Source organism: Streptomyces sp. NPDC014995 (genome assembly GCF_043080745.1).
Lineage (GTDB): Bacteria > Actinomycetota > Actinomycetes > Streptomycetales > Streptomycetaceae > Streptomyces.
The window spans coordinates 883,651-903,974 of record NZ_JBIBVX010000001.1; the positions used below are offsets into that span (position 1 = coordinate 883,651).

At 72.4% G+C, this 20,324-nt stretch carries 15 protein-coding genes; 9 read left to right on the forward strand and 6 right to left on the reverse strand.

Translation table 11 applies throughout. The features are described from left to right. Nucleotides 1-10 precede the first annotated feature (10 nt). The 4 genes from ACF1A1_RS03960 (at nucleotide 11) to ACF1A1_RS03975 (ending at nucleotide 5,600) form a co-directional block, all read left to right on the forward strand. On the forward strand, nucleotides 11-316 hold the full coding sequence (locus ACF1A1_RS03960; RefSeq protein ID WP_391645141.1) for a YtxH domain-containing protein: 306 nt from the start codon (nucleotides 11-13) through the stop codon (nucleotides 314-316). A gap of 50 nt (nucleotides 317-366) precedes the next feature. Continuing rightward, entirely contained in the window at nucleotides 367-1,821 is a 1,455-nt protein-coding gene (locus ACF1A1_RS03965; RefSeq protein WP_391645143.1) for an FGGY-family carbohydrate kinase, read from the forward strand. 117 nt (nucleotides 1,822-1,938) lie between these two features. Then, nucleotides 1,939-3,672 carry an ABC transporter ATP-binding protein gene (locus ACF1A1_RS03970; RefSeq protein ID WP_391645145.1) on the forward strand — a complete coding sequence of 578 codons (1,734 nt, stop codon included), beginning with the start codon at nucleotides 1,939-1,941 and terminating at the stop codon, nucleotides 3,670-3,672. Next, the gene (locus tag ACF1A1_RS03975) at nucleotides 3,672-5,600 is read left to right on the forward strand and encodes an ABC transporter ATP-binding protein (protein ID WP_391645147.1); all 1,929 of its coding nucleotides are present in this window, start codon (nucleotides 3,672-3,674) and stop codon (nucleotides 5,598-5,600) included. Before ACF1A1_RS03970 ends, ACF1A1_RS03975 begins: the two co-directional genes overlap by 1 nt. A 46-nt stretch (nucleotides 5,601-5,646) precedes the next feature. On the opposite strand, the gene ACF1A1_RS03980 is transcribed toward ACF1A1_RS03975, so the two are convergent. The 5 genes from ACF1A1_RS03980 to ACF1A1_RS04000 form a co-directional block, all read right to left on the reverse strand. Next, a complete protein-coding gene (locus ACF1A1_RS03980) occupies nucleotides 5,647-6,945 on the reverse strand; it encodes an RNA polymerase sigma factor (protein ID WP_391645149.1) in 1,299 nt (432 codons plus the stop codon). Between the two features lie 102 nt (nucleotides 6,946-7,047). Next, on the reverse strand, nucleotides 7,048-8,952 hold the full coding sequence (gene dnaG / locus ACF1A1_RS03985) for a DNA primase (protein ID WP_391645151.1): 1,905 nt from the start codon (nucleotides 8,950-8,952) through the stop codon (nucleotides 7,048-7,050). Between the two features lie 29 nt (nucleotides 8,953-8,981). Next, nucleotides 8,982-10,247, reverse strand: a complete 1,266-nt coding sequence (locus tag ACF1A1_RS03990; protein WP_391645153.1) for an NAD(P)/FAD-dependent oxidoreductase — start codon at nucleotides 10,245-10,247, stop codon at nucleotides 8,982-8,984. Nucleotides 10,248-10,389: 142 nt separating this feature from the next. Beyond that, nucleotides 10,390-11,691, reverse strand: a complete 1,302-nt coding sequence (locus ACF1A1_RS03995) for a deoxyguanosinetriphosphate triphosphohydrolase (RefSeq protein ID WP_391645155.1) — start codon at nucleotides 11,689-11,691, stop codon at nucleotides 10,390-10,392. A gap of 57 nt (nucleotides 11,692-11,748) precedes the next feature. After that, nucleotides 11,749-12,657, reverse strand: a complete 909-nt coding sequence (locus tag ACF1A1_RS04000; RefSeq protein WP_391645157.1) for a sirohydrochlorin chelatase — start codon at nucleotides 12,655-12,657, stop codon at nucleotides 11,749-11,751. A gap of 216 nt (nucleotides 12,658-12,873) precedes the next feature. Between ACF1A1_RS04000 and ACF1A1_RS04005 the strand changes: the two genes are divergently transcribed. Continuing rightward, on the forward strand, nucleotides 12,874-13,551 hold the full coding sequence (locus ACF1A1_RS04005) for a vancomycin high temperature exclusion protein (RefSeq protein ID WP_391645159.1): 678 nt from the start codon (nucleotides 12,874-12,876) through the stop codon (nucleotides 13,549-13,551). A gap of 337 nt (nucleotides 13,552-13,888) precedes the next feature. Continuing rightward, entirely contained in the window at nucleotides 13,889-16,135 is a 2,247-nt protein-coding gene (locus ACF1A1_RS04010; protein ID WP_391645161.1) for a molybdopterin oxidoreductase family protein, read from the forward strand. A 211-nt stretch (nucleotides 16,136-16,346) separates the two neighbouring features. Here ACF1A1_RS04010 and ACF1A1_RS04015 read toward each other — a convergent pair whose 3' ends face one another. After that, nucleotides 16,347-17,996, reverse strand: a complete 1,650-nt coding sequence (locus ACF1A1_RS04015; RefSeq protein ID WP_391645163.1) for a M4 family metallopeptidase — start codon at nucleotides 17,994-17,996, stop codon at nucleotides 16,347-16,349. 132 nt (nucleotides 17,997-18,128) lie between these two features. On the opposite strand from ACF1A1_RS04015, the gene ACF1A1_RS04020 reads away from it, so the two are divergent. The 3 genes from ACF1A1_RS04020 to ACF1A1_RS04030 all read left to right on the forward strand — a co-directional run bounded on the left by ACF1A1_RS04020 (nucleotide 18,129) and on the right by ACF1A1_RS04030 (nucleotide 20,252). Next, complete coding sequence (locus ACF1A1_RS04020; RefSeq protein ID WP_391645165.1) at nucleotides 18,129-18,563, forward strand: gamma-glutamylcyclotransferase family protein; 435 nt, start codon at nucleotides 18,129-18,131, stop codon at nucleotides 18,561-18,563. A 257-nt stretch (nucleotides 18,564-18,820) separates the two neighbouring features. Then, the gene (locus ACF1A1_RS04025; protein ID WP_391645167.1) at nucleotides 18,821-19,351 is read left to right on the forward strand and encodes a hypothetical protein; all 531 of its coding nucleotides are present in this window, start codon (nucleotides 18,821-18,823) and stop codon (nucleotides 19,349-19,351) included. Nucleotides 19,352-19,628: 277 nt separating this feature from the next. Beyond that, nucleotides 19,629-20,252 carry a class F sortase gene (locus tag ACF1A1_RS04030; protein WP_391645169.1) on the forward strand — a complete coding sequence of 208 codons (624 nt, stop codon included), beginning with the start codon at nucleotides 19,629-19,631 and terminating at the stop codon, nucleotides 20,250-20,252. Nucleotides 20,253-20,324 lie beyond the last annotated feature (72 nt).

Genomic DNA, 20,324 nt, shown 5'->3' on the forward strand with positions numbered 1-20,324 from the left:
GGTGGCCGCCATGCGCTACCGGCTCACGTTCGTCGTCGGACTCGCCCTGGGTTACGTGCTGGGCACGCGCGCCGGGCGCGAACGCTACGAACAGCTGAAGAAGTCGGCCCGGCAGGTCGCGCAGAACCCCGCGGTCCGCAACACCGCGGAGACGGCGGCACAGCAGGGCCGTCAGTTCGCGGGAAGGGCCTATCACGTGGTGAGTGACAAGGTCGGGGACCGGATGCCCGACTCGGTCGCGGACCGGGTGCGGTCCCTGCGGGCGCGCTCCGCGCACAGCAACGGGTCGGACGACTGGGGCACCAGTAACACGTAGGGGTCCCGAGCCGACACGGTCACCCCCCGCGGTGCGGCAGAATTTTCGCCATGGGGATAGTCGCCGGGTTGGACAGTTCGCCCGATTTCACTCGCATCGTCGTCTGCGACACGGACACAGGGGCCGTGCTCAGGCAGGGATATGCGCCGCATCCGGTGGAGAGTCCGGAGGCCGGGGGGCGGCCCAGCGATGTCGATCCTCAGGCCTGGCTGCTGTCCCTCGGGGAAGCGGCCGGCGGTGGACTGCTCGAAGGTGTGCAGGCCATCGGGGTCTCCTCGCAGCAGAACGCGGTCGTACCGCTGGACGCGCAGGGCAACACCGTGCGGCCGGCGATGGTCGGTGGTGACAAACGGGCGCAGGTCGCGGCGGCCGATCTGATCGACGCGCTCGGGGGGCGCGAGGCGTGGGCACAGGCGGTGGGCTGTGTGCCGCAGGCCGCGCAGCCGGTGACCAAGCTGCGGTGGCTGGCCAAGAACGAGCCCGACGCGGCCCTGCGTACCGCCGTTCTCCTCCAGGCCCACGACTGGCTGGTGTGGCAGCTGCTCGGGCGGCCCGTGCGCCGGACCACCGACCGGGGCGGGGCCTCCGGGACCGGGTACTGGTCGGCCGCGACCGGCGGCTACCGGCCCGACCTCGTCGAGCTGGCGCTCGGCCACCAGGTCATGCTGCCCGAGGTGATCGGCCCCTCCGAAGCGGCCGGTACGACCCCGGAGGGCCTGTTGATCTCCGCCGGGACCGGCGAGACCATGGCGGCCGCGCTCGGGCTGGGGCTCGGCATGGGCGACGCGGTCGTGTCGCTCGGGGCCTCCGGGTCGGTGATGGCCGTTCATCCCGAGGCGCTCGTCGACCAGAACGGCATGATCACCTCACTGGCGGACGCGACGGGCATGCATCTGCCGGTCGTCACCACGTCGAACGCCGTGCGGACCCTGCGCGGGGCCGCCGAGCTGCTCGGGGTGCCGGATCTGGAGAGTCTGTCCGAGCTGGCGATGAAGTCGACGCCGGGGGCGCACGGGCTGGTGCTGCTGCCCTACCTGGAGGGTGAGCGCACGCCGAACCTGCCGCACACGGCGGGCACGCTGGCCGGGCTGCGGCGCGAGTCGATGAAGCCGGAGCACTTCGCGCGGGCCGCCTTCGAGGGCATGCTGTGCGGGCTCGCGGACGCGCTGGACGTGCTGCGCGGGCGGGGCGTGGAGGTGCGGCGGATCTTCCTGCTGGGTGCGGCGGCCGAGCTGCCGGCGGTGCAGGCGGCGGCGCCCGCGCTGTTCGGCACGCAGGTCGTCGTACCGCAGCCCGCCGACTACGCGGCGATCGGGGCGGCGCGCCAGGCCGCCTGGGCGCTCGGGGTGACGCAGGGGACCCTCGATCCGAGGACGCCGCCGGCCTGGCACGGGGCGGCGGCGCAGGTGCTGGAGCCGGGCGAGGAGCTGGCCGTCGGGCAGGCGGTGCGGCAGCAGTTCGTGTCGGTGCGGGAACAGACGCATCCGTCGGCGTTCCGCGCGTAGGACCCGCCCATAGCACGTCGCCGTCGGGTTAATCAGTTGAGGTAACGCGGGTGGAGTGTCCGACGATAGGGGCCAGGGGCAACCGATGCCCCTCCCGCCGACTCCGAGAGACGTAGCGTGCTCATACGACTTCTGCGGACCTATCTCAGGCCCTACAAGAAACCCATCGCCTTACTGGTGCTGCTGCAGTTCCTGCAGACCTGCGCCACCCTCTACCTGCCGACCCTGAACGCCGACATCATCGACGACGGCGTCGTGAACGGGGACACCGGCTACATCCTGGCCTACGGCGGCCTGATGATCGGCATCTCGCTGGTGCAGGTCGTGTGCAACATCGGTGCCGTGTACTACGGCGCGAGAACGGCGGCGGCGCTCGGCCGGGACATACGGGGCGCCGTCTTCGACCGGGTGCAGTCCTTCTCCGCCCGTGAGGTCGGCCACTTCGGCGCGCCCTCGCTGATCACGCGGACCACCAACGACGTCCAGCAGATCCAGATGCTGGCGCTGATGACGTTCACCCTGATGGTGTCGGCGCCGATCATGTGCGTGGGCGGCATCGTCATGGCGCTCGGCCTGGACGTTCCGCTGTCCGCGGTACTGGTCGCCGTCGTGCCCGTGCTGGGCGTCTGCGTGACGCTGATCGTGCGCCGGCTGCGGCCGCTGTTCCGGTCCATGCAGGACCGGCTGGACACGGTGAACCGGGTGCTGCGCGAGCAGATCACCGGCAACCGCGTCATCCGCGCCTTCGTCCGCGACGCGTACGAGGAACAGCGCTTCCGGAAGGCCAACGCCGACCTCACCGACATCTCGCTCAAGAGCGGCAACCTGCTGGCGCTGATGTTCCCGGTGGTCATGACGACGGTGAACCTGTCGTCGATCGCCGTGGTGTGGTTCGGCGCCCGCCGGATCGACGACGGCGGGATGCAGATCGGTGACCTGACCGCCTTCCTGGCCTACCTCATGCAGATCGTCATGTCCGTGATGATGGCCACCTTCATGTTCATGATGGTGCCGCGCGCGGAGGTGTGCGCCGAGCGCGTCCAGGAAGTCCTGGACACGGAGTCGAGCGTGGTGCCTCCGCCCGCGCCGGTGCGGGAGCTGCGCCGGCACGGGCATCTGGAGATCCGGGGCGCGGGCTTCCGCTATCCGGGTGCCGAGGAGCCCGTGCTCAAGGCGATCGACCTGGTCGCGCGGCCCGGTGAGACGACCGCCGTCATCGGCTCCACCGGCAGCGGCAAGTCCACGCTGCTCGGGCTGGTCCCCCGGCTGTTCGACGCCACCGACGGCGAGGTGCTCGTCGACGGGGTGCCGGTGGCCGACATCGAGCCGGAGCTGCTGGCACGGACCGTCGGACTCGTGCCGCAGAAGCCGTATCTCTTCGCGGGGACGGTCGCGACCAATCTGCGGTACGGCAATCCCGACGCGAGCGACGAGGAGCTGTGGCACGCGCTGGAGGTGGCGCAGGCCGGGGAGTTCGTGCGGAGGCTGGAGAACGGGCTGGACTCCCCCATCGCGCAGGGCGGGACGAACGTCTCCGGTGGTCAGCGGCAGCGGCTCGCCATCGCCCGGACGCTCGTGCAGCGGCCGGAGATCTACCTCTTCGACGACTCCTTCTCGGCCCTCGACTACGCCACCGACGCGGCCCTGCGCGCGGCGCTCGGGCGGGAGACCGCCGAGGCGACCGTCGTCATCGTCGCCCAGCGGGTGGCGACCATCCGCGACGCCGACCGGATCGTCGTCCTCGACGAGGGCCGGGTCGTCGGCACGGGCACGCACCAGGAGCTGATGGCGGACAACGAGACCTACCGGGAGATCGTGCTCTCCCAGCTGACGGAAGCGGAGGCTGCCTGATGGCCGGGCCCATGGGGCGGATGATGGCCGGCACCGGCCCCGAGAACCGTTCGCTGGACTTCAAGGTGTCCGGGCGGCGGCTGCTCGCCCAGTTCAAGCCGGAGCGGCTCACCCTCTACGCCATGCTGCTCTGCGTGGTCCTCAGCGTCGGCCTCAACGTCGTGGGGCCGAAGATCCTCGGCAGGGCCACCGACCTGGTCTTCGCCGGCATCGTCGGGCGGGAGATGCCGGAGGGAGCGAGCAAGGAGCAGGTCCTCGACTCGATGCGGCAGCGCGGCGAGGGCGAGGTCGCCGACATGCTGCGGAGCACGGACTTCACCCCGGGCAAGGGGATCGACTTCGATGCCGTGGGGAACGTCCTGCTGTTCGCGGTCGGGGTGTTCCTCGTCGCCGGTCTGCTGATGGCGGTGGCGACGCGGCTGGTGAACGCGTCCGTCAACCGCACGATGTACCGGATGCGCGAGGACGTGCAGACGAAGCTGTCGCGGCTGCCGCTGTCGTACTTCGACAAGCGGCAGCGCGGTGAGGTGCTGTCCCGGGCGACGAACGACATCGACAACATCGGGCAGACCCTCCAGCAGTCGATGGGCCAGCTCATCAACTCGCTGCTGACGATCATCGGTGTGCTGGCGATGATGTTCTGGGTGTCGTGGATCCTCGCGCTGGTCGCGCTGGTCACCGTCCCGCTGTCGGCGGTCGTCGCCGCGAAGGTGGGCAAGCGGTCGCAGCCGCACTTCGTGCAGCAGTGGCGCTCCACCGGCAAGCTGAACGCGCACATCGAGGAGATGTACACCGGCCACACGCTGGTCAAGGTGTTCGGCCGGCAGGAGGGGTCGGCGCGGCAGTTCGCCGAGCAGAACGACGCGTTGTACGAGGCCGGGTTCAGGGCGCAGTTCAACAGCGGGGTCATGCAGCCGCTGATGTTCTTCGTGTCGAACATCAACTACGTGCTGGTGGCCGTCGTCGGCGGTCTGCGGGTCGCGTCCGGCTCGCTGTCCATCGGTGACGTGCAGGCGTTCATCCAGTACTCGCGCCAGTTCTCGATGCCGCTGACGCAGGTCGCGTCGATGGCCAACCTCGTGCAGTCGGGCGTCGCCTCCGCCGAGCGGATCTTCGAGCTGCTGGACGCCGAGGAGCAGAAGCCCGACCCGGTGACGGGGGTGCGGCCCGAGGAACTGCGCGGGCGGGTGGCGCTGGAGCACGTCTCCTTCCGCTACGACCCCGAGAAGCCGCTGATCGAGGACCTGTCGCTGGTCGTCGAGCCCGGGCACACGGTCGCGATCGTCGGTCCCACGGGAGCGGGGAAGACCACGCTGGTCAATCTGCTCATGCGGTTCTACGACGTCTCCGGCGGGCGCATCACCCTCGACGGCGTCGACATCGCCGCGATGTCGCGGGACGAACTGCGCGCCGGGATCGGCATGGTCCTCCAGGACACCTGGCTGTTCGGCGGCACCATCGCGGAGAACATCGCGTACGGCGCCGCGCGCGAGGTCACCCGTGGGGAGATCGAGGAGGCGGCGCGGGCGGCCCACGCGGACCGGTTCATCCGGACGCTGCCCGACGGCTACGACACGGTGATCGACGACGAGGGCAGCGGGGTCAGCGCCGGTGAGAAGCAGCTGATCACCATCGCGCGGGCGTTCCTGTCCGACCCGGTGATCCTCGTCCTCGACGAAGCCACCAGCTCCGTCGACACCCGTACGGAGGTGCTGATCCAGAAGGCGATGGCGAAGCTGGCGCACGGGCGGACGTCGTTCGTCATCGCGCACCGGCTGTCGACGATCCGGGACGCCGACACGATCCTCGTGATGGAGAACGGGTCGATCGTCGAGCAGGGCGCGCACGCCGACCTGCTGACGGCCGGCGGGGCGTACGCGCGGCTGTACCAGGCGCAGTTCGCGCAGGCGGTCGCGGAAGTCGACTAGGCCGGAGGAAGAGGAGGGCCGGGGGCCGCCGTGGGGCGGCCCCCGGTCAGTCCAGGTAGCCCCTCAGCTGGTCCGCGAAGGCGTGGTCCCTGAGCTTGTTGAGGGTCTTCGACTCGATCTGCCGTATCCGCTCGCGCGTCACGCCGAAGATGCGGCCGATCTCCTCCAGGGTGCGCGGGCGGCCGTCGGCGAGGCCGTAGCGGAGCTGTACGACCTTGCGCTCGCGTTCGCCGAGGGTCGACAGGACCGCTTCCAGGTGTTCCCTGAGCAGCAGGAACGCCGCCGATTCGACGGGGCTCGCCGCGTCGCCGTCCTCGATGAGGTCGCCGAGGGCCACGTCGTCCTCCTCGCCCACCGGGGCGTGCAGGGAGACCGGTTCCTGGGCGAGGCGGAGGACCTCGCCGACGCGTTCCGGCGCCAGGTCCAGCTGGGCGGCGACCTCGTCGGCGGTCGGCTCGTAGCCGCGTTCCTGGAGCATGCGGCGCTGGACGCGGACGACCCGGTTGATCAACTCCACGACGTGGACGGGGACCCGTATGGTGCGGGCCTGGTCGGCGAGGGCCCGGGACATGGCCTGCCGGATCCACCAGGTGGCGTACGTGGAGAACTTGTAGCCGCGGGCGTAGTCGAACTTCTCGACCGCCCGGATCAGGCCGAGGTTGCCCTCCTGGACGAGGTCGAGCATGGTCAGGCCGCGGCCGACGTACCGCTTGGCGACGGAGACGACGAGACGCAGGTTGGCCTCGATGAGGCGGCGTTTGGCCATGCGGCCCATGACGACCAGCCGGTCGAGGTCGAGAGCCAGTTCGCTGTCCAGGTCGGGGGTGTTGCCCAGCTTCTCCTCGGCGAAGAGGCCTGCCTCGACGCGGCGGGCGAGTTCGACCTCCTCGGCCGCGGTGAGCAGCGGGATCCGGCCGATCTCGCGCAGGTACTGGCGGAACAGGTCGGAGGACGGGCCGGCCGTGTCGGCGGCGCGGGGGGCGGGCGTCACGACGGGCTCGGGGGCCTCGGCCGGCTCTTCCAGAGCGTCGGCGGGCGGGCCCTCCGTCTCCGTCTCCGTCTCCGTCTCCGGGTGGTGCACGGCACGGTTCTGCGGCGGGACCGCGACCAGGACGTCCGTCTCGGCGTCCGGTTCCGTGCCGTCGGTACGCGTGTCGGTCTGGGTGAGGGTCTGGGTCTGCACGGGGGCGACCTCCAGGATGATCGCTGCTGAGGTGTGCGGCAGCGCTGCTTCGGGAGCGGAGTCGGCGGCCTCGCCGCTGTCCGTCCCGTACGCGATGAGCGGAACCGCGGGGGTGTGGGACCCGCTGGGGACGGATCGGCCGCGCTCCGAGGACTCAGGCACCGGACCCAGTGTGGAGTACGACACATCGCTGCCACGAGGGGCGTGCGATGACTTTTTGCGTCCGGTCCGTGACCGCGTGGTGACCGTGCCGGTCGGTACGGGTCAGAGAGCGGCGGCTCCGTGCTCGCGCAGTGCCTGGTCGTACTGCTGAAGCACCCACAGTTCGTTCTGCACGGCGGCCAGTTGGGCCGGGTCGCCGCCCGCGGCGAGGCGGGCCAGCTGGGACTGGATGTCGCGGATGCGGCGCTCGACGGCGCGGCGGCGGACCTGGACGAGGACCGTGCCCGCGTACACCTCGTCCACCGCGCGCCGCATGATCGGCTCCACGGCCAGCTCGGTGACCATGGCGCGGACGGTGTCGTCGGGCGCGGCGTCGCGGACCCGGATCAGGTACTCCTGCCCGTCCGGTACGCCGTACTCGGCGCCGCCCGCGTCCTGGACCGCCTGGCGTACGGCGGCGTAGGGGGCGGCGGTGAACTCGTCGACGCCGTACGCGTCGAAGGCCGGGGCGACCAGCTCGGGTCGCTGGAGGGCGAGTTTGAGCAGTTCGCGTTCGGTGGCGTAGACGGGGTTGCGGAGGGTGAGGGCGGGGCCGGAGGTGGCGGGGCGGGGGGCGGCCTCGTACGACTGGGCGGTGGCGCCGCGGGCCGGCGCCGGGCCCTTGCCGCCGCGGTCGCGGGCCCAACGGGCCAGCTGGGCCACGCGTTTGACGACGAACTGGGTGTCGAGGATGCCGAGCATGCCGGCGAGCTGCACGGCGACCTCGTGCTGGGCGCCGCTGTTCTTGATGCGGGCGACGATCGGGGCGGCCTCGTCCAGGGCCGCCGCGCGGCCGGCCGGGGTGTCGAGGTCGTAGCGGCGGACGATCTGGCGGAGCGCGAACTCGAAGAGCGGGGTGCGGGGTTCGACCAGGTCGGCCACCGCGTCGTCGCCCTTCGCCAGGCGCAGGTCGCAGGGGTCCATGCCGTCCGGCGCGATCGCGATGTACGTCTCGGCGGCGAACTTCTGGTCGTCCTCGAAGGCGCGCAGGGCCGCCTTCTGTCCGGCGGCGTCGCCGTCGAAGGTGAAGATCACCCGGGCGGAGCCGTTGTCCATCAGCAGGCGGCGGAGGATCTTGATGTGGTCGCCGCCGAAGGCCGTGCCGCAGGTGGCGATCGCGGTCGTCACTCCGGCGAGGTGGCAGGCCATGACGTCGGTGTAGCCCTCGACGACGACCGCGCGGGAGGTCTTGGCGATCTCCTTCTTCGCGAGGTCGATGCCGTAGAGGACCTGGGACTTCCGGTAGATCGCCGTGTCGGGGGTGTTGAGGTACTTGGGCCCGTTGTCGGCCTCGTAGAGCCTGCGGGCGCCGAAGCCCACCACCTCCCCGCCGATGTCGCGGATCGGCCACATCAGCCGGCCGCGGAAGCGGTCGATGGGGCCGCGGCGGCCCTCCTGCGCGAGACCGGACAGGAGGAGTTCCTTGTCGGTGAAGCCCTTGCCGCGCAGATAACGGGTGAGGTGGTCCCAGCCCTGGGGGCTGTAGCCGACGCCGAAGTGGACGGCGGCGGCCTGGTCGAAGCCGCGTTCGGCGAGGAAGATCCGGCCGGTGTCGGCCTCGGGGCTGGTGGCGAGCTGTTCGGCGTACCACTCGGCGGCGATCTTGTGGGCCTCGACCAGGCGGATGCGTTCGCCGCGCTGGTGGGCGGGGTTGTAACCGCCCTCCTCGTAACGCAGGGTGATGCCGGCCTGGGCGGCCAGGCGCTCGACCGCCTCGGAGAAGGTGAGGTGGTCGACCTTCATCACGAACGTGATGGTGTCGCCGCCCTCCTGGCAGCCGAAGCAGTGGAAGAGGCCCTTGCTGGGGCTGACCTGGAAGGACGGCGACTTCTCGTCGTGGAAGGGGCACAGGCCCTTGAGGTTGCCGCCGCCCGCGCCCCGCAGCTGGAGGTACTCGGACACCACGGCGTCGATCGGGACCGCGTCCCGTACCGCCTTCACGTCCTCGTCGTTGATCCGTCCTGCCACGCGTGAATTCTACGGGGGCGGACCGACACCTAAGGTGCGAGGTTTTCCAGCGGGACGCGGGGATCCGCCAGCGCCTCCGTGTCCACCGGCGCCCCCGCCCGGATCAGCTTCTGGATGGCCTCTGTGACGTCCCACACGTTCACGTTCATCCCGGCCAGCACGCGTCCGTCCCTCAGCCAGAACGAGAGGAACTCCCGCTTGCCCGCGTCTCCCCGGATCACCACCTCGTCGTACGTCCCGGGCGGCGCCCATCCGCTGTACTCCATGCCCAGGTCGTACTGGTCGGAGAAGAAGTAGGGCACGCGGTCGTAGGTGACGTCCCGGCCGAGCATCGCGCGGGCGGCGGCCGGGCCGCCGTTCAGGGCGTTCGCCCAGTGTTCGACGCGCAACGTCGTGTCGAACAGGTGGTGCGGGAAGGACGCGACGTCCCCGGCCGCGTGGATGTCGGGGTCGGAGGTGCGCAGCCGGGCGTCCACCGAGACACCGCCGCCGTGGGCGCGGTCGGCCAGCTCCAGTCCGGCCGCCTCCGCCAGGGCCGTGCGGGGGGCCGCGCCGATCGCGGCGAGGACGCCGTGCGCCGGGTGTTCCTCGCCGTCGTCCGTGCGGGCCGCGAGGACCATGCCGTCCTGGCCGATGATCTCGGTGAGCCGGACGCCGAAGTGGAACCGGACGCCGTGCTCGCGGTGCAGTTCGGCGAAGACGTTGCCGAGTTCGGGGCCGAGGACGGCGTGCAGCGGGGTCGGCTCCGGTTCGACGACGGTGACCTCGGCGCCGTACTCGCGGGCCGCCGCCGCGATCTCCAGGCCGATCCAGCCGGCCCCGGCGATGACGAGGTGGCCGTTGTCGCGGCCCAGGGCGGCCAGGACGCCCTTGAGGCGCTCGGCGTGCGCGAGGCGGCGCAGGTGGTGGACGCCGGCCAGGCCGGTGCCGGGGATGTCCAGGCGGCGGGGCTCGGCACCGGTGGCCAGCAGCAGCTTGTCGTAGTGGACGAGGGTGCCGTCGTCGCCGTAGCGGACCGTCTTCGCGGTGCGGTCGATCTCGTCGACGGTCTGGCCGAGGTGCAGTTCGATGTCGTTCTGCGCGTACCAGGCTGGCTCGTGCACGAAGACGCTCTCGCGGGTCTCCTTGCCGAGCAGGAAGCCCTTGGAGAGCGGCGGGCGCTCATAGGGGTGGTCGCGTTCGTCGCAGATCAGTATGACGCGGCCGGTGAAGCCCTCCGCCCGCAGCGTCTCGGCCGCCTTGGCACCGGCCAGGCCTCCTCCGACGATGACGAATGTCCGATCCGCGTCGACCACGTGATGCCTCCTCGTAAACGTGCCGCCATCCGAGCGTCCCGCACGCGACGTGAGGGGGGAAGAGGACGTGGCCCGATCAGGCCAGACACTGTCACATTCGTGTCTTTTCGGGGGTATCCGCCCCTTGTGTCCCGGGCCTTCGTCACGTCCGTCCGGTGAGGCGGGCGTGCAGGGAGCGGGCCGAGGCGTCGGTGAGGGAGGCGATCTGGTCGACGACCACCCGCTTGCGGGCCCGGTCGTCGGGGGCCCGGTCGAACAGCGCGCGGAACTGGGGGTCGAGGCCGTCGGGGGCGCGGGCGGTGAGCGCCTCGGCCAGTTCGCCGATGACGACCCGCTGGTCGGCGCGGAGCCGCGCCTGCTCGGCGCGCTGCATCACGTACCGGTCCGCGACGGCCTTGAGGACCGCGCACTCCAGGCGGGTCTCGTGCGGTACGACGAGTTCGGCGCCGTAGCGGGTGAGGCGCCCCGACCCGTACCGCGCGCGGGTGGCGCCCTCTGCGGCGAGGCAGAAGCGGCCGATGAGCTGACTGGTGGCGTCCTTCAGACGGGCCTGGGCGACCGCCGTGCCGTCGTAGCCGTGCGGCCACCACTCCTGGTCCTGGAGGCGGTCGAGGGCGGCGGCGAGTTCGGCGGGGTCGGTGCCGGCGGGGACGTAGCGGCCGACGGCGACGCGGAAGATCTCCTGGCGTTCCGGCTCCGCCTGCAGGCAGTTGGGGTCGATGTGGCCGGCGTGCAGGCCGTCCTCCACGTCGTGCACCGAGTAGGCCACGTCGTCGGACCAGTCCATGACCTGCGCCTCGAAGCAGATGCGCGTGCCGGGGGCCTCCTCGCGGACCCAGTCGAAGACGGGACGGTCGTCCTCGTAGACGCCGAACTTGGGGGACGCCGGGTCGGTGGGGTGGGCGCCGCGGGGCCACGGGTACTTGGTGGCGGCGTCGAGGGTGGCGCGGGTGAGGTTGAGGCCGACGGAGCCCTCGGCGACGAAGCGCTTGGGTTCGATGCGGGTGAGGAGTCTGAGCGACTGGGCGTTCCCCTCGAAGCCGCCGCAGTCCTGCGCGAAGGCGTTCAGTGCCTGTTCGCCGTTGTGGCCGAAGGGGGGATGGCCGAGGTCGTGGGAGAGGCAGGCGGCCTCGACGAGGTCGGGGTCGCAGCCGAGGGCGGCGCCGAGTTCGCGGCCGACCTGGGCGCATTCGAGTGAGTGGGTCAGGCGGGTGCGGGGGGTGGCGTCCCAGGCCTGGGTGAGTTCCCCCGGGGCGACGACCTGGGTCTTGCCGGCGAGGCGTCTCAGGGCGGAGGAGTGCAGGACGCGTGCGCGGTCCCTCTGGAAGGCGGTGCGGCCGGGGCGTTTGTCGGGCTCCGGTGCCCAGCGGGCCACGGAGGTGGGGGTGTAGGCGGGAGGTGGGATGTGGTTCGCGTGGGTGTGGGGGGTCTGGGTGCCTTCCATGTCTCGACAGTAAGGGCACGGGGTGACAATGCCGCGTGGGCCGCCGTCGCGCCCCTTCTACGCGGACGCCAGCTCCGGGGTCGTGCTCACCGGTGTGGTCAGCGCCTGGTCGTAGCGGTGCAGGATCAGGCGGGCCATCGCCTCGTGGGTGCCCAGGGGGGCCGAGGCGATCCAGGGGGCGGCCTGCGCGCACTCGGTCGCGAAGCGGCCCGGCGCGGTGAAGTAGGAGGCCACGGCGATGCGGTGGCGGCCTCGGGCGGTCAGGGCGCGGATGGCCGTGGGGACGGTCGGGGCGGCCGTGGTGGCGTAGGCGGGGACCACCGGGACGCCCAGGCGTTCGGCGAGGAGCTGGGCCGTGCGGCGGGTGTCGACGGCGGAGTCGGGGTCGCGGGAGCCGGCAGCCGCGAGGACGACCGCGCTCGTGCGGCGCTCGGACTGCGTCATACGGGTTCGCCAGCCGGCCTCGACGAGGCGGGCGTGCAGGGTGTCCACGAGGAGGGGGTGGGGGCCGAGCGGGGCCGCCACGCGGGTGTGCACCGCCACGGCGTCCGCCATCTCCGGGATGTCCCGCTTGACGTGGTAGCCGCGGCTGAGCAGGAGCGGCACGAGGACGGCCGCCGCGGTGCCGCGGGCCTCGAGGCCGGCGAGCGTGTCGCTGAGGAGGGGCTCGTTCAGCTCGATGTGACCGAGGTGGACGGGCAGGCCCGGGCGCAGTTCGCGGACCCGGTCGAGGAGCGTACGGACGGTGTTCAGGGCGCGCGGGTCGCGGCTGCCGTGGGCGACGACGACCAGCGCGGGCGGGCCGGGGCGCCGGCGGCCGCCGAGCGAGACGAGGCTGAGCTGGCTGGCGAGCTGGGTGCTGATCCGGTTCATGATGTGCGCCGTACTGTCGAGGTGGGCGCCACCGGGCAGCGGGCTGCCGGGGCGGGGGTCGGACTCGTCGTACTGGGAGGGCGACGCCGTCATGTACCGATCCTGACGGCGCGAGGTTGCACCCCCGTTGCGCGACCGTCACGAGTATTTTCCGGGCGTTCACCGCGCGGGCGGGGGCGGTGTGAGGTCCGGCTTGTACGGGTTGTACGGGTCATCTCGTGTGACGGGGGTGACGCCGGGGGCGGCGAACCGGATCGGTCCGTGGCGCGTCTTCCCGGGCCGGAGGGCACCGGACCGGGGGGACACCGCATGAACATCCGTCGACCGAGGCTGCCGCGCACCCGTGCGGGGTGGCGGCGGCTGGTGCAGGGCGTGATGGCCGGGTGTGTGCTCGGGCTGGCCCCCGCCACCTGGCTGTACGTGTCGACGGCCGACCGGCTGGGCACGACGGCCGACGCGCCGCGCACCGAGGTGGCCGTCGTCTTCGGTGCGGGTCTGTGGGACGGCGAGCCGTCGCCGTATCTCGCGCACCGGCTGGACGCGGCGGCCGAGCTGTACCGGGAGGGGCGGGTCGAGGTCGTGCTCGTCACCGGGGACAACAGCCGGGAGGACTACGACGAGCCCGACGCGATGCGGACGTATCTGACGAAGCACGGCGTCCCGGACGCGCGGATCGTCAGTGACTACGCGGGCTTCGACACCTGGGACTCCTGTGTGCGGGCGAAGAAGATCTTCGGCGTGGACCGCGCCGTCCTCATCAGCCAGGACTTCCACATCCGCCGGGCGGTCGCCCTGTGCCGGGAGGCGGGGGTGGAGTCGTACGGTGTCGGCGTGGCCGCCGTGCACGACGCGACCTGGTACTACGGGGGTGCCCGGGAGATCTTCGCGGCCGGCAAGGCGGCGCTGGACGCGGTGTTCGAGCCGGATCCGCGGTTCCTCGGGCCGAAGGAGCCCGGCGTGGCGCGGGCGTTGGCCACGGCCGAATAGCCGAACGGATCGATACGGACGTTCCAGGACGCCCGGTCATGTGTTCTTCGCCGGCGTGGAGGTCGACGGGTGGGGACCGTCGTGCGTCCGGATCTCCCCCGGCGCGACCGCGACCATCGGTCCGGAGCCGGGCGACGAGCCGTACCACGCGTACGCGTGCTGATCGACTGACCGCCGCACACCCCGCACGGCGCCGGGGACGGGAACGGCGGTGGCCGCTCCCATCCCATGTTCCTTCGTGCCTCACGCCCGGCGGATGCCGTCGGGGAGGTCACCAGCACACCGCCGTAACAGGACACCGCACGACGCGTAACACGGCCGAAGCACGCTGAAACGCATGCAGACCACCTCGACGCCCACCCACTGTCCCTACTGCGCCCTGCAGTGCGGGATGAATCTGTCGCCCCTCCCACAGGGGGGCGTCGAGGTGGTCGAGCGCGCCGACTTCCCGGTGAACCGGGGCGCGCTCTGCGGCAAGGGCCGTACGGCCCCGGCGGTGCTGTCGTCGGCGGTGCGGCTGACCTCTCCGCTGGTGCGCTCCGGTGACACGCTCGTGCCCGCCACCTGGGACGAGGCACTCGACCGGATCGCCGGCGAGCTGGGGAGGATCCGTACGGAGTACGGTCCCGACGCCCTCGGCGTGTTCGGCGGCGGCGGGCTGACGAACGAGAAGGCGTACACGCTCGGCAAGTTCGCCCGGATCGTGCTCGGCACCTCGCAGATCGACTACAACGGCCGCTTCTGCATGTCGTCCGCGGCGGCGGGCGGAATCAAGGCCTTCGGCCTGGACCGGGGGCTGCCCTTCCCGCTGGAGGACATCCCGAGGACCGGGTGCGTGATCCTCGTCGGGTCCAACCTCGCGGAGACCATGCCGCCGTCGCTGCGCTTCTTCAACGAACTGCGCGAGAACGGCGGCACGCTGATCGTCATAGACCCGCGCCGCACCAAGACCGCGGAGCAGGCCGACCTCCACCTGATGCCCCGGCCGGGGACGGACCTCGCCCTCGCCCTCGGGCTGCTGCACCTGGTCGTCGCCGAGGGGCGGGTCGACGAGGAGTACGTCCGGGAACGGACCGTCGGCTGGGAGGACGCCCGGGCGGCCGCGATGGCCCACTGGCCGGAGTACGTGGAACGGATCACGGGGGTGTCCGTTCCCCAGCTGCGGGAGACCGTTCGGCTGTTCTGCGAGCCGGAGTCCGCGATGGTGCTGACGGCCCGCGGACCCGAGCAGCAGTCCAAGGGCACCGACACCGTGGGTGCCTGGATCAACCTGTGCCTGGCCACCGGACGCGCCGGACGCCCGCGGTCCGGGTACGGCTGCCTGACCGGGCAGGGCAACGGGCAGGGCGGGCGCGAGCACGGCCAGAAGGCCGACCAGTTGCCCGGTTACCGCAAGCTGGACGACCCGGCGGCGCGGCGGCACGTGGCCGAGGTGTGGGGCGTCGACCCCTCCTCGCTCCCCGGGCCGGGCCGCAGCGCCTACGAGCTGCTGGACGCCCTGGGGACGGACATCCGCTCCCTGCTGCTGATGGCGTCGAACCCGGTGGTGTCCGCGCCGCGCGCCGCGCACATCGAGGAGCGGCTCAGGTCACTCGACTTCCTCGCCGTGTGTGACGTCGTGCTGTCGGAGACCGCCGCCCTCGCGGACGTGGTCCTGCCGGTCACCCAGTGGGCGGAGGAGACCGGGACCACGACCAACCTGGAGGGGCGCGTGCTGCTGAGGCGGCAGGCGATCACCCCGCCCGAGGGTGTGCGCAGCGACCTGGAGGTCCTGCACGAGCTGGCCGCCCGGCTGGGCGTGGAGAAGGGCTTCCCGACCGACCCCGAGGAGGTCTTCGAGGAGCTGCGCCGGGCCAGCGCGGGCGGGCCCGCCGACTACTCCGGGATCACCTACCGGCGGCTGGTGGAGGAGAACGGCGTGTTCTGGCCGTGCCCGGCGGCCGACGGGACGGGCGACACGGACGGGAGCGGCGGCACGGACGGTGCCGGCGCCGCGGACGGGACAGGCGGCGTGGACGGTACCGGTGACGCCGCCGACTGCGAGGACGCCTCGCTGGACGCGGGCGGCGACGACCCGGCGCGCGACGAGGACCACGACGTTCCGTCCGTGCACCCCGGCACGCCCCGCCTCTTCCTCGACCGGTTCGCCACGCCGGACGGCCGGGCGCGCTTCGTGCCCGTCTCGCACCGGCCGGTCGCCGAGGAGCCGGACGACGAGTACCCCGTCCTGCTCACCACCGGCCGGGTCGTCGCCCAGTACCAGTCCGGCGCCCAGACCCGGCGCGTGGACGAGCTGAACGCCGCCGCGCCCGGCCCGTTCGTCGAACTGCACCCCCGGCTCGCCGCCCGGGTCGGCGCGGCCGAGGGCGACCCGGTGGCCGTCGTCTCCCGGCGCGGCCGGGCGGTGGCGCCGGCCCGGATCACCACCGGCATCCGCCCCGACACCGTCTTCATGCCCTTCCACTGGCCGGGCGAGGGCCGTGCCAACACCCTGACCAACCCGGCGCTGGACCCGACCTCGCGCATGCCCGAGTTCAAGGTGTGCGCGGTGCGGGTGGAGCCGGTGGAGGCGGTGGAGCCGTAGACGGCCGGCGGTGCCGGCCGCGTGGCCCCGCCGCGGAGAGCCGCGTACAGGGCCGGTGCCCCACGGGGGGACACCGGCCCTGTTCGCCCTTCCTGACCGGGGGGTCCACGTCCCTGCATGGAGCGCCGCGCCGCGCGTACCCGCTCCCTGATCGTCGGGATGCACGTGTCCGTCGATGTCCGGTCCGCCGGGTGCCTCTCCCTGCCTGCGCTCAGTTGACGTTGACCGCGCTCCAGGCCGCCGCCACCGCGTCGTACTCGGTGCTGCCGGCGCCGTAGAGGTCGCGGGCCGCGTTCAGGGTGGCCGTGCGGGCGCCCGCGTAGTCGGTGGAGGACGTCATGTAGACCGTCAGGGCGCGGTACCAGATCTTCCCGAGCTTGTCCCGGCCGATGCCCGTCACCGTGGAGCCGTCGTACGTCGGCGAGTTGTAGGTGACGCCGTTGACGGTCCTGGTGCCGCTGCCCTCCGCCAGGAGGTACGCGAAGTGGTTGGCGACGCCCGAGGAGTAGTGGACGTCGAGGCCGCCCACCGCGCTGCTCCAGTAGTCGGCGGAGGCGCCGTCCTTGGAGGGCTTGTCCATGTAGCGCAGGGCGTCCCGGCCGAACCCGGAGCGGACGATCTTCTCGCCGATCAGGTAGTCGCCGGCGTCGGAGGCGTTGTTCGCGTGGAACTCCACCAGCGTGCCGAAGATGTCGGAGGTCGCCTCGTTCAGACCGCCGGACTCGCCCGAGTAGGTCAGGTTGGCCGTCTTCGAGGTCACGCCGTGGGTCATCTCGTGGCCGGCCACGTCCAGCGACACCAGCGGGCCGAGCTGGGTGCCGTCACCGTCGCCGTAGGTCATGCAGAAGCAACTGTCGTCCCAGAAGGCGTTGTTGTAGTTGTTGCCGTAGTGGACGCGGCTGTAGGAGCCCTTGCCGTCGTTGCCGATGCCGTTGCGGCCGTGGACGTTCTTGTAGTAGTCCCAGGTCACGTCCGTGCCGTACTGGGCGTCCACGGCGGCCGTCGCGCGGTCGCCGGCCGCGCCGGTGCCCCAGTGGTTGTCGGCGTCCGTGAAGACGGTCGACGGGGCGCGGCTGACGCAGATGCCGAAGACGCACAGGTCGGTCCTGTTGGCCGCGTCGCCGGTGTAGGTGTTGCCGCGGGTGGCGTCCTTGAGCTGGTAGGTGGAGCCCGAGAGGGTCGTCTCCAGCGGGACGGTGCCGCCGTACAGGGACTGCCCGTCGCCCGTCGCGGTCTCCAGGGTGTCCCAGGCGTCGATCTGGGCGCCGGTGCGGGCGTCGGTCAGCACGGCGCGCGCGGCCGGGTTGCCCGCGGGGTCCAGGGCCGCGACGTCCGTCTGCCAGGCCAGCCTGGGCGCGCCGTGCAGGGCGTCGACGACCAGGCGGGGCTTGGCGGTGACCTTCTTCAGGGTCTCGCCGAGGTGTGCGGCGCGCAGGGCGTTCGCGGCGACGTCGGCGGCCTTCGGGGCGGAGAGAACCGGGGTCACGGTGGCGAGCGATATCTCGCTCCTGGTCGCCCGGTTCGCGCTGCGGTAGGTGCCGTCGGGCGCGAGGTGGACCACGAAGTCGCCGCCGAGGACGGGGAGTTTCCGGTAGGTGCGGTCGTAGCGGACGTGCTGGGTTCCGTCGTTGTCGACGATGACGTCCCGGACGCTGGTGCCCTGGGCGGCGGTCAGCCCGAGGCTCTCGGCCCGCTCGGCCAGGACCGAGGCCGCGTTGTCGATCGCGGTGGCCCGGCTGGGCCTGCCGGCCGCGTCGGCGGCGGGGGTGAGTACGGCGGCGGCCAGGAGGGTGGCCGTGGTGGCGGCGATGCCGGTGGTGGCGAGACGGGGACCTCGGGCGTGCTGCCGTATCCGGCTCATCGGTCTCCTCGGTAGGGCGCCGTGGGGGGCGCGAGGGGGGTGGCACTGACGTGGTCCTGAGATTTAAGAGGGCATGACATGTCATGTCCATAGCGTCACGTGCGGGACCGGTGAGGGGAGAGAATCGTTTCCGTGATCGTTCCGGAACTGCCCTTCTTCGTCTACGGCACCCTGCGCCCCGGCGAGGTCAACCACGGCGTCTTCCTGCACGGCCGCACCCGCGCCGAGGAGCCCGCCCGGCTGCGGGACGCGGTGCTGTACGACGGCCCCGGTTATCCGTACGCCGTGGAGGAGCCCGGCGGGGCCGTCACCGGGGACCTCGTCACGGCGCTCCCGGAGACGTACGGGCACCTGCTCGCCGAGCTGGACCGGCTGGAGGAGTACCGGCCGGGCGACCCGCGCAACCTGTACGAACGGGTGGCGCGGGAGGTGGTCCGGGGCGGCGACGGGCGGTCGGTGCGGGCGTGGGTGTACGTCGCCGCGCCGGCAGTGGCCGCGGGGCTGCGGGCGCGGGGGAAGCCGATCGAGGGCGGGGACTGGCGGGAGCGCGGCGGACCGGCGCGGTGAGGGCGGTCACCCGTTCACACCTCCTTCCGCCGCTTTTCCCCCGGGCCCCGTTCATACGGTGATGACCTGCTGAAACGTCCGCCCCGGCGCCCCTTTCGGGCCGTGCTCCGACACCCGTTCATCCCCTTTCTGACGTGTCCTCAGGAAGCGCGCTCGCGTCGCTGCCACTTACCTCGGAAGGGCGGGGACGCGACCGACGCGGCGGCACACGGAGGTGCCGCGGGCCGTGCCCCCTCGACGAGCCCGGAGGAGCACCGATGCGACGTACCGCCGCCCGACTGCTGACCGGCACCGCGTTCGCCGTCGCCGCCGCGGCCGGACTCGCCGCCCCCGCGTACGGCACCGGCGGGGGCACCGGCAGCCTGGAGGTGTCCCCCTCCGGCGCGGTGCCCGGCGACCGGGTCACCGTCACCACGGCGGCGTGCGGGGACACCGGGTCGGCGGCCGGCGACGCCGGCGCGGTGGGCGCCGGGCGCTTCACGCTGGCGCCGAGTGCGCACAAGGGCGAGGCGATCGGGCAGTTCCGGGTGCCGCCGAGCGCGCAGCCGGGAACGTACGAGATCGTCGCGCAGTGCGCCGCGGACGGGCGGAAGGTCACCGGGGACCTGGTGGTGACGCTGAGCCCCGCGCGGCAGCAGGTGCCTCCGCGAGGAAGCGTGAAGACGGGGGTCGGCGGCGCCCTGGGCCCCGATCCCGTGCAGACCGCGGCCGGTGTGGCGGCTCTCGCCGTCGCCGCCGCGGGCGGTACCTGGCTCCTGCATCGCCGGGCGAGAGGCGACGGGATCTGACGGACACCCTCCGCTGTCCGTCCACCGGTACCGCATGTCCCCTCCCCCTCCGGGTCCGACGCCCCTCGCGGCCCGGAGGGGGGCACGGGGGGTTCCGCTCAGCGAGGGGTCCTCCGGATGCCCGGGCACCTCGTCGGACATCCGGGAGACGTCGGACGCCCGGGAGACGTCGGACGCCTCGGACACTCGGGTGCCTCGCTCACTCGGATGCCGTGGACGCCTGGCACCGGCCGGATGCCCGGGATGGGTCGTATGCCTCACGAGAGGGGTTCCTCTGATGCGCAGGGTCGGCAACACCGTCATAGCCGCCGTCACCGTGACCGCCCTCTGCTCGGGTGCCTGGCTGCTGCACAGCGGCGCCGGCACGCAGGCCCCGCCGCAGCCGTCCGCGGCCCAGGCCCGACCGGGCCACCCCGACCCGCGCTCCGCGCCCGCGCTGCCGCCCTCCCCGCCCGAGCGCATCCGCATCCCGTCGATCCGGGTCGACGCGCCCCTGACCGGCCTGGGACTGACGAAGTCCGGCAGCCTCGACGCCCCGCCCGCCGACCGCGAGAACCTCGCCGGCTGGTACGAGGCCGGCACCACCCCCGGCGAGACCGGCACCGCGATCGTCGCCGGCCACGTGGACAACGCCGACGGCCCCGCCGTCTTCTACGAACTGGGCGCGCTGAGGCGGGGCGCCACGATCGAGGTGGACCGGCGGGACGGCGGGGTCGCGGTCTTCACCGTGGACGCGGTCGAGGTGTACGACACGCGCGGCTTCCCCGACGAGAAGGTGTACGGGGCGGCGAGGCGGCCGGAGTTGCGGGTCATCACCTGCGGCGGGGGGTATTCACCGGCGACCGGATACCAGGGGAACGTGGTGGTCTTCGCACACCTCACGGGAAGTCGCGCGCGCTGACCGGCGGATTCCCGGTCACCGCGCCACCCGCAGCACGCGTGACCCCCGGTCTCCGCGCCACCCGCACCACGC

What these genes read in the sequence shown, in the direction of transcription:
- ACF1A1_RS04025 (WP_391645167.1), top strand. Translation starts at nt 18,821, where the DNA reads ATGCGACGTACCGCCGCCCGACTGCTGACCGGCACCGCGTTCGCCGTC.
- ACF1A1_RS04000 (WP_391645157.1), bottom strand. Translation starts at nt 12,657, where the DNA reads ATGACGGCGTCGCCCTCCCAGTACGACGAGTCCGACCCCCGCCCCGGC.
- ACF1A1_RS04015 (WP_391645163.1), bottom strand. Translation starts at nt 17,996, where the DNA reads ATGAGCCGGATACGGCAGCACGCCCGAGGTCCCCGTCTCGCCACCACC.
- ACF1A1_RS03975 (WP_391645147.1), top strand. Translation starts at nt 3,672, where the DNA reads ATGGCCGGGCCCATGGGGCGGATGATGGCCGGCACCGGCCCCGAGAAC.
- ACF1A1_RS04005 (WP_391645159.1), top strand. Translation starts at nt 12,874, where the DNA reads ATGAACATCCGTCGACCGAGGCTGCCGCGCACCCGTGCGGGGTGGCGG.
- ACF1A1_RS03995 (WP_391645155.1), bottom strand. Translation starts at nt 11,691, where the DNA reads ATGGAAGGCACCCAGACCCCCCACACCCACGCGAACCACATCCCACCT.
- ACF1A1_RS04030 (WP_391645169.1), top strand. Translation starts at nt 19,629, where the DNA reads ATGCGCAGGGTCGGCAACACCGTCATAGCCGCCGTCACCGTGACCGCC.
- ACF1A1_RS04010 (WP_391645161.1), top strand. Translation starts at nt 13,889, where the DNA reads ATGCAGACCACCTCGACGCCCACCCACTGTCCCTACTGCGCCCTGCAG.
- ACF1A1_RS03960 (WP_391645141.1), top strand. Translation starts at nt 11, where the DNA reads ATGCGCTACCGGCTCACGTTCGTCGTCGGACTCGCCCTGGGTTACGTG.
- ACF1A1_RS03965 (WP_391645143.1), top strand. Translation starts at nt 367, where the DNA reads ATGGGGATAGTCGCCGGGTTGGACAGTTCGCCCGATTTCACTCGCATC.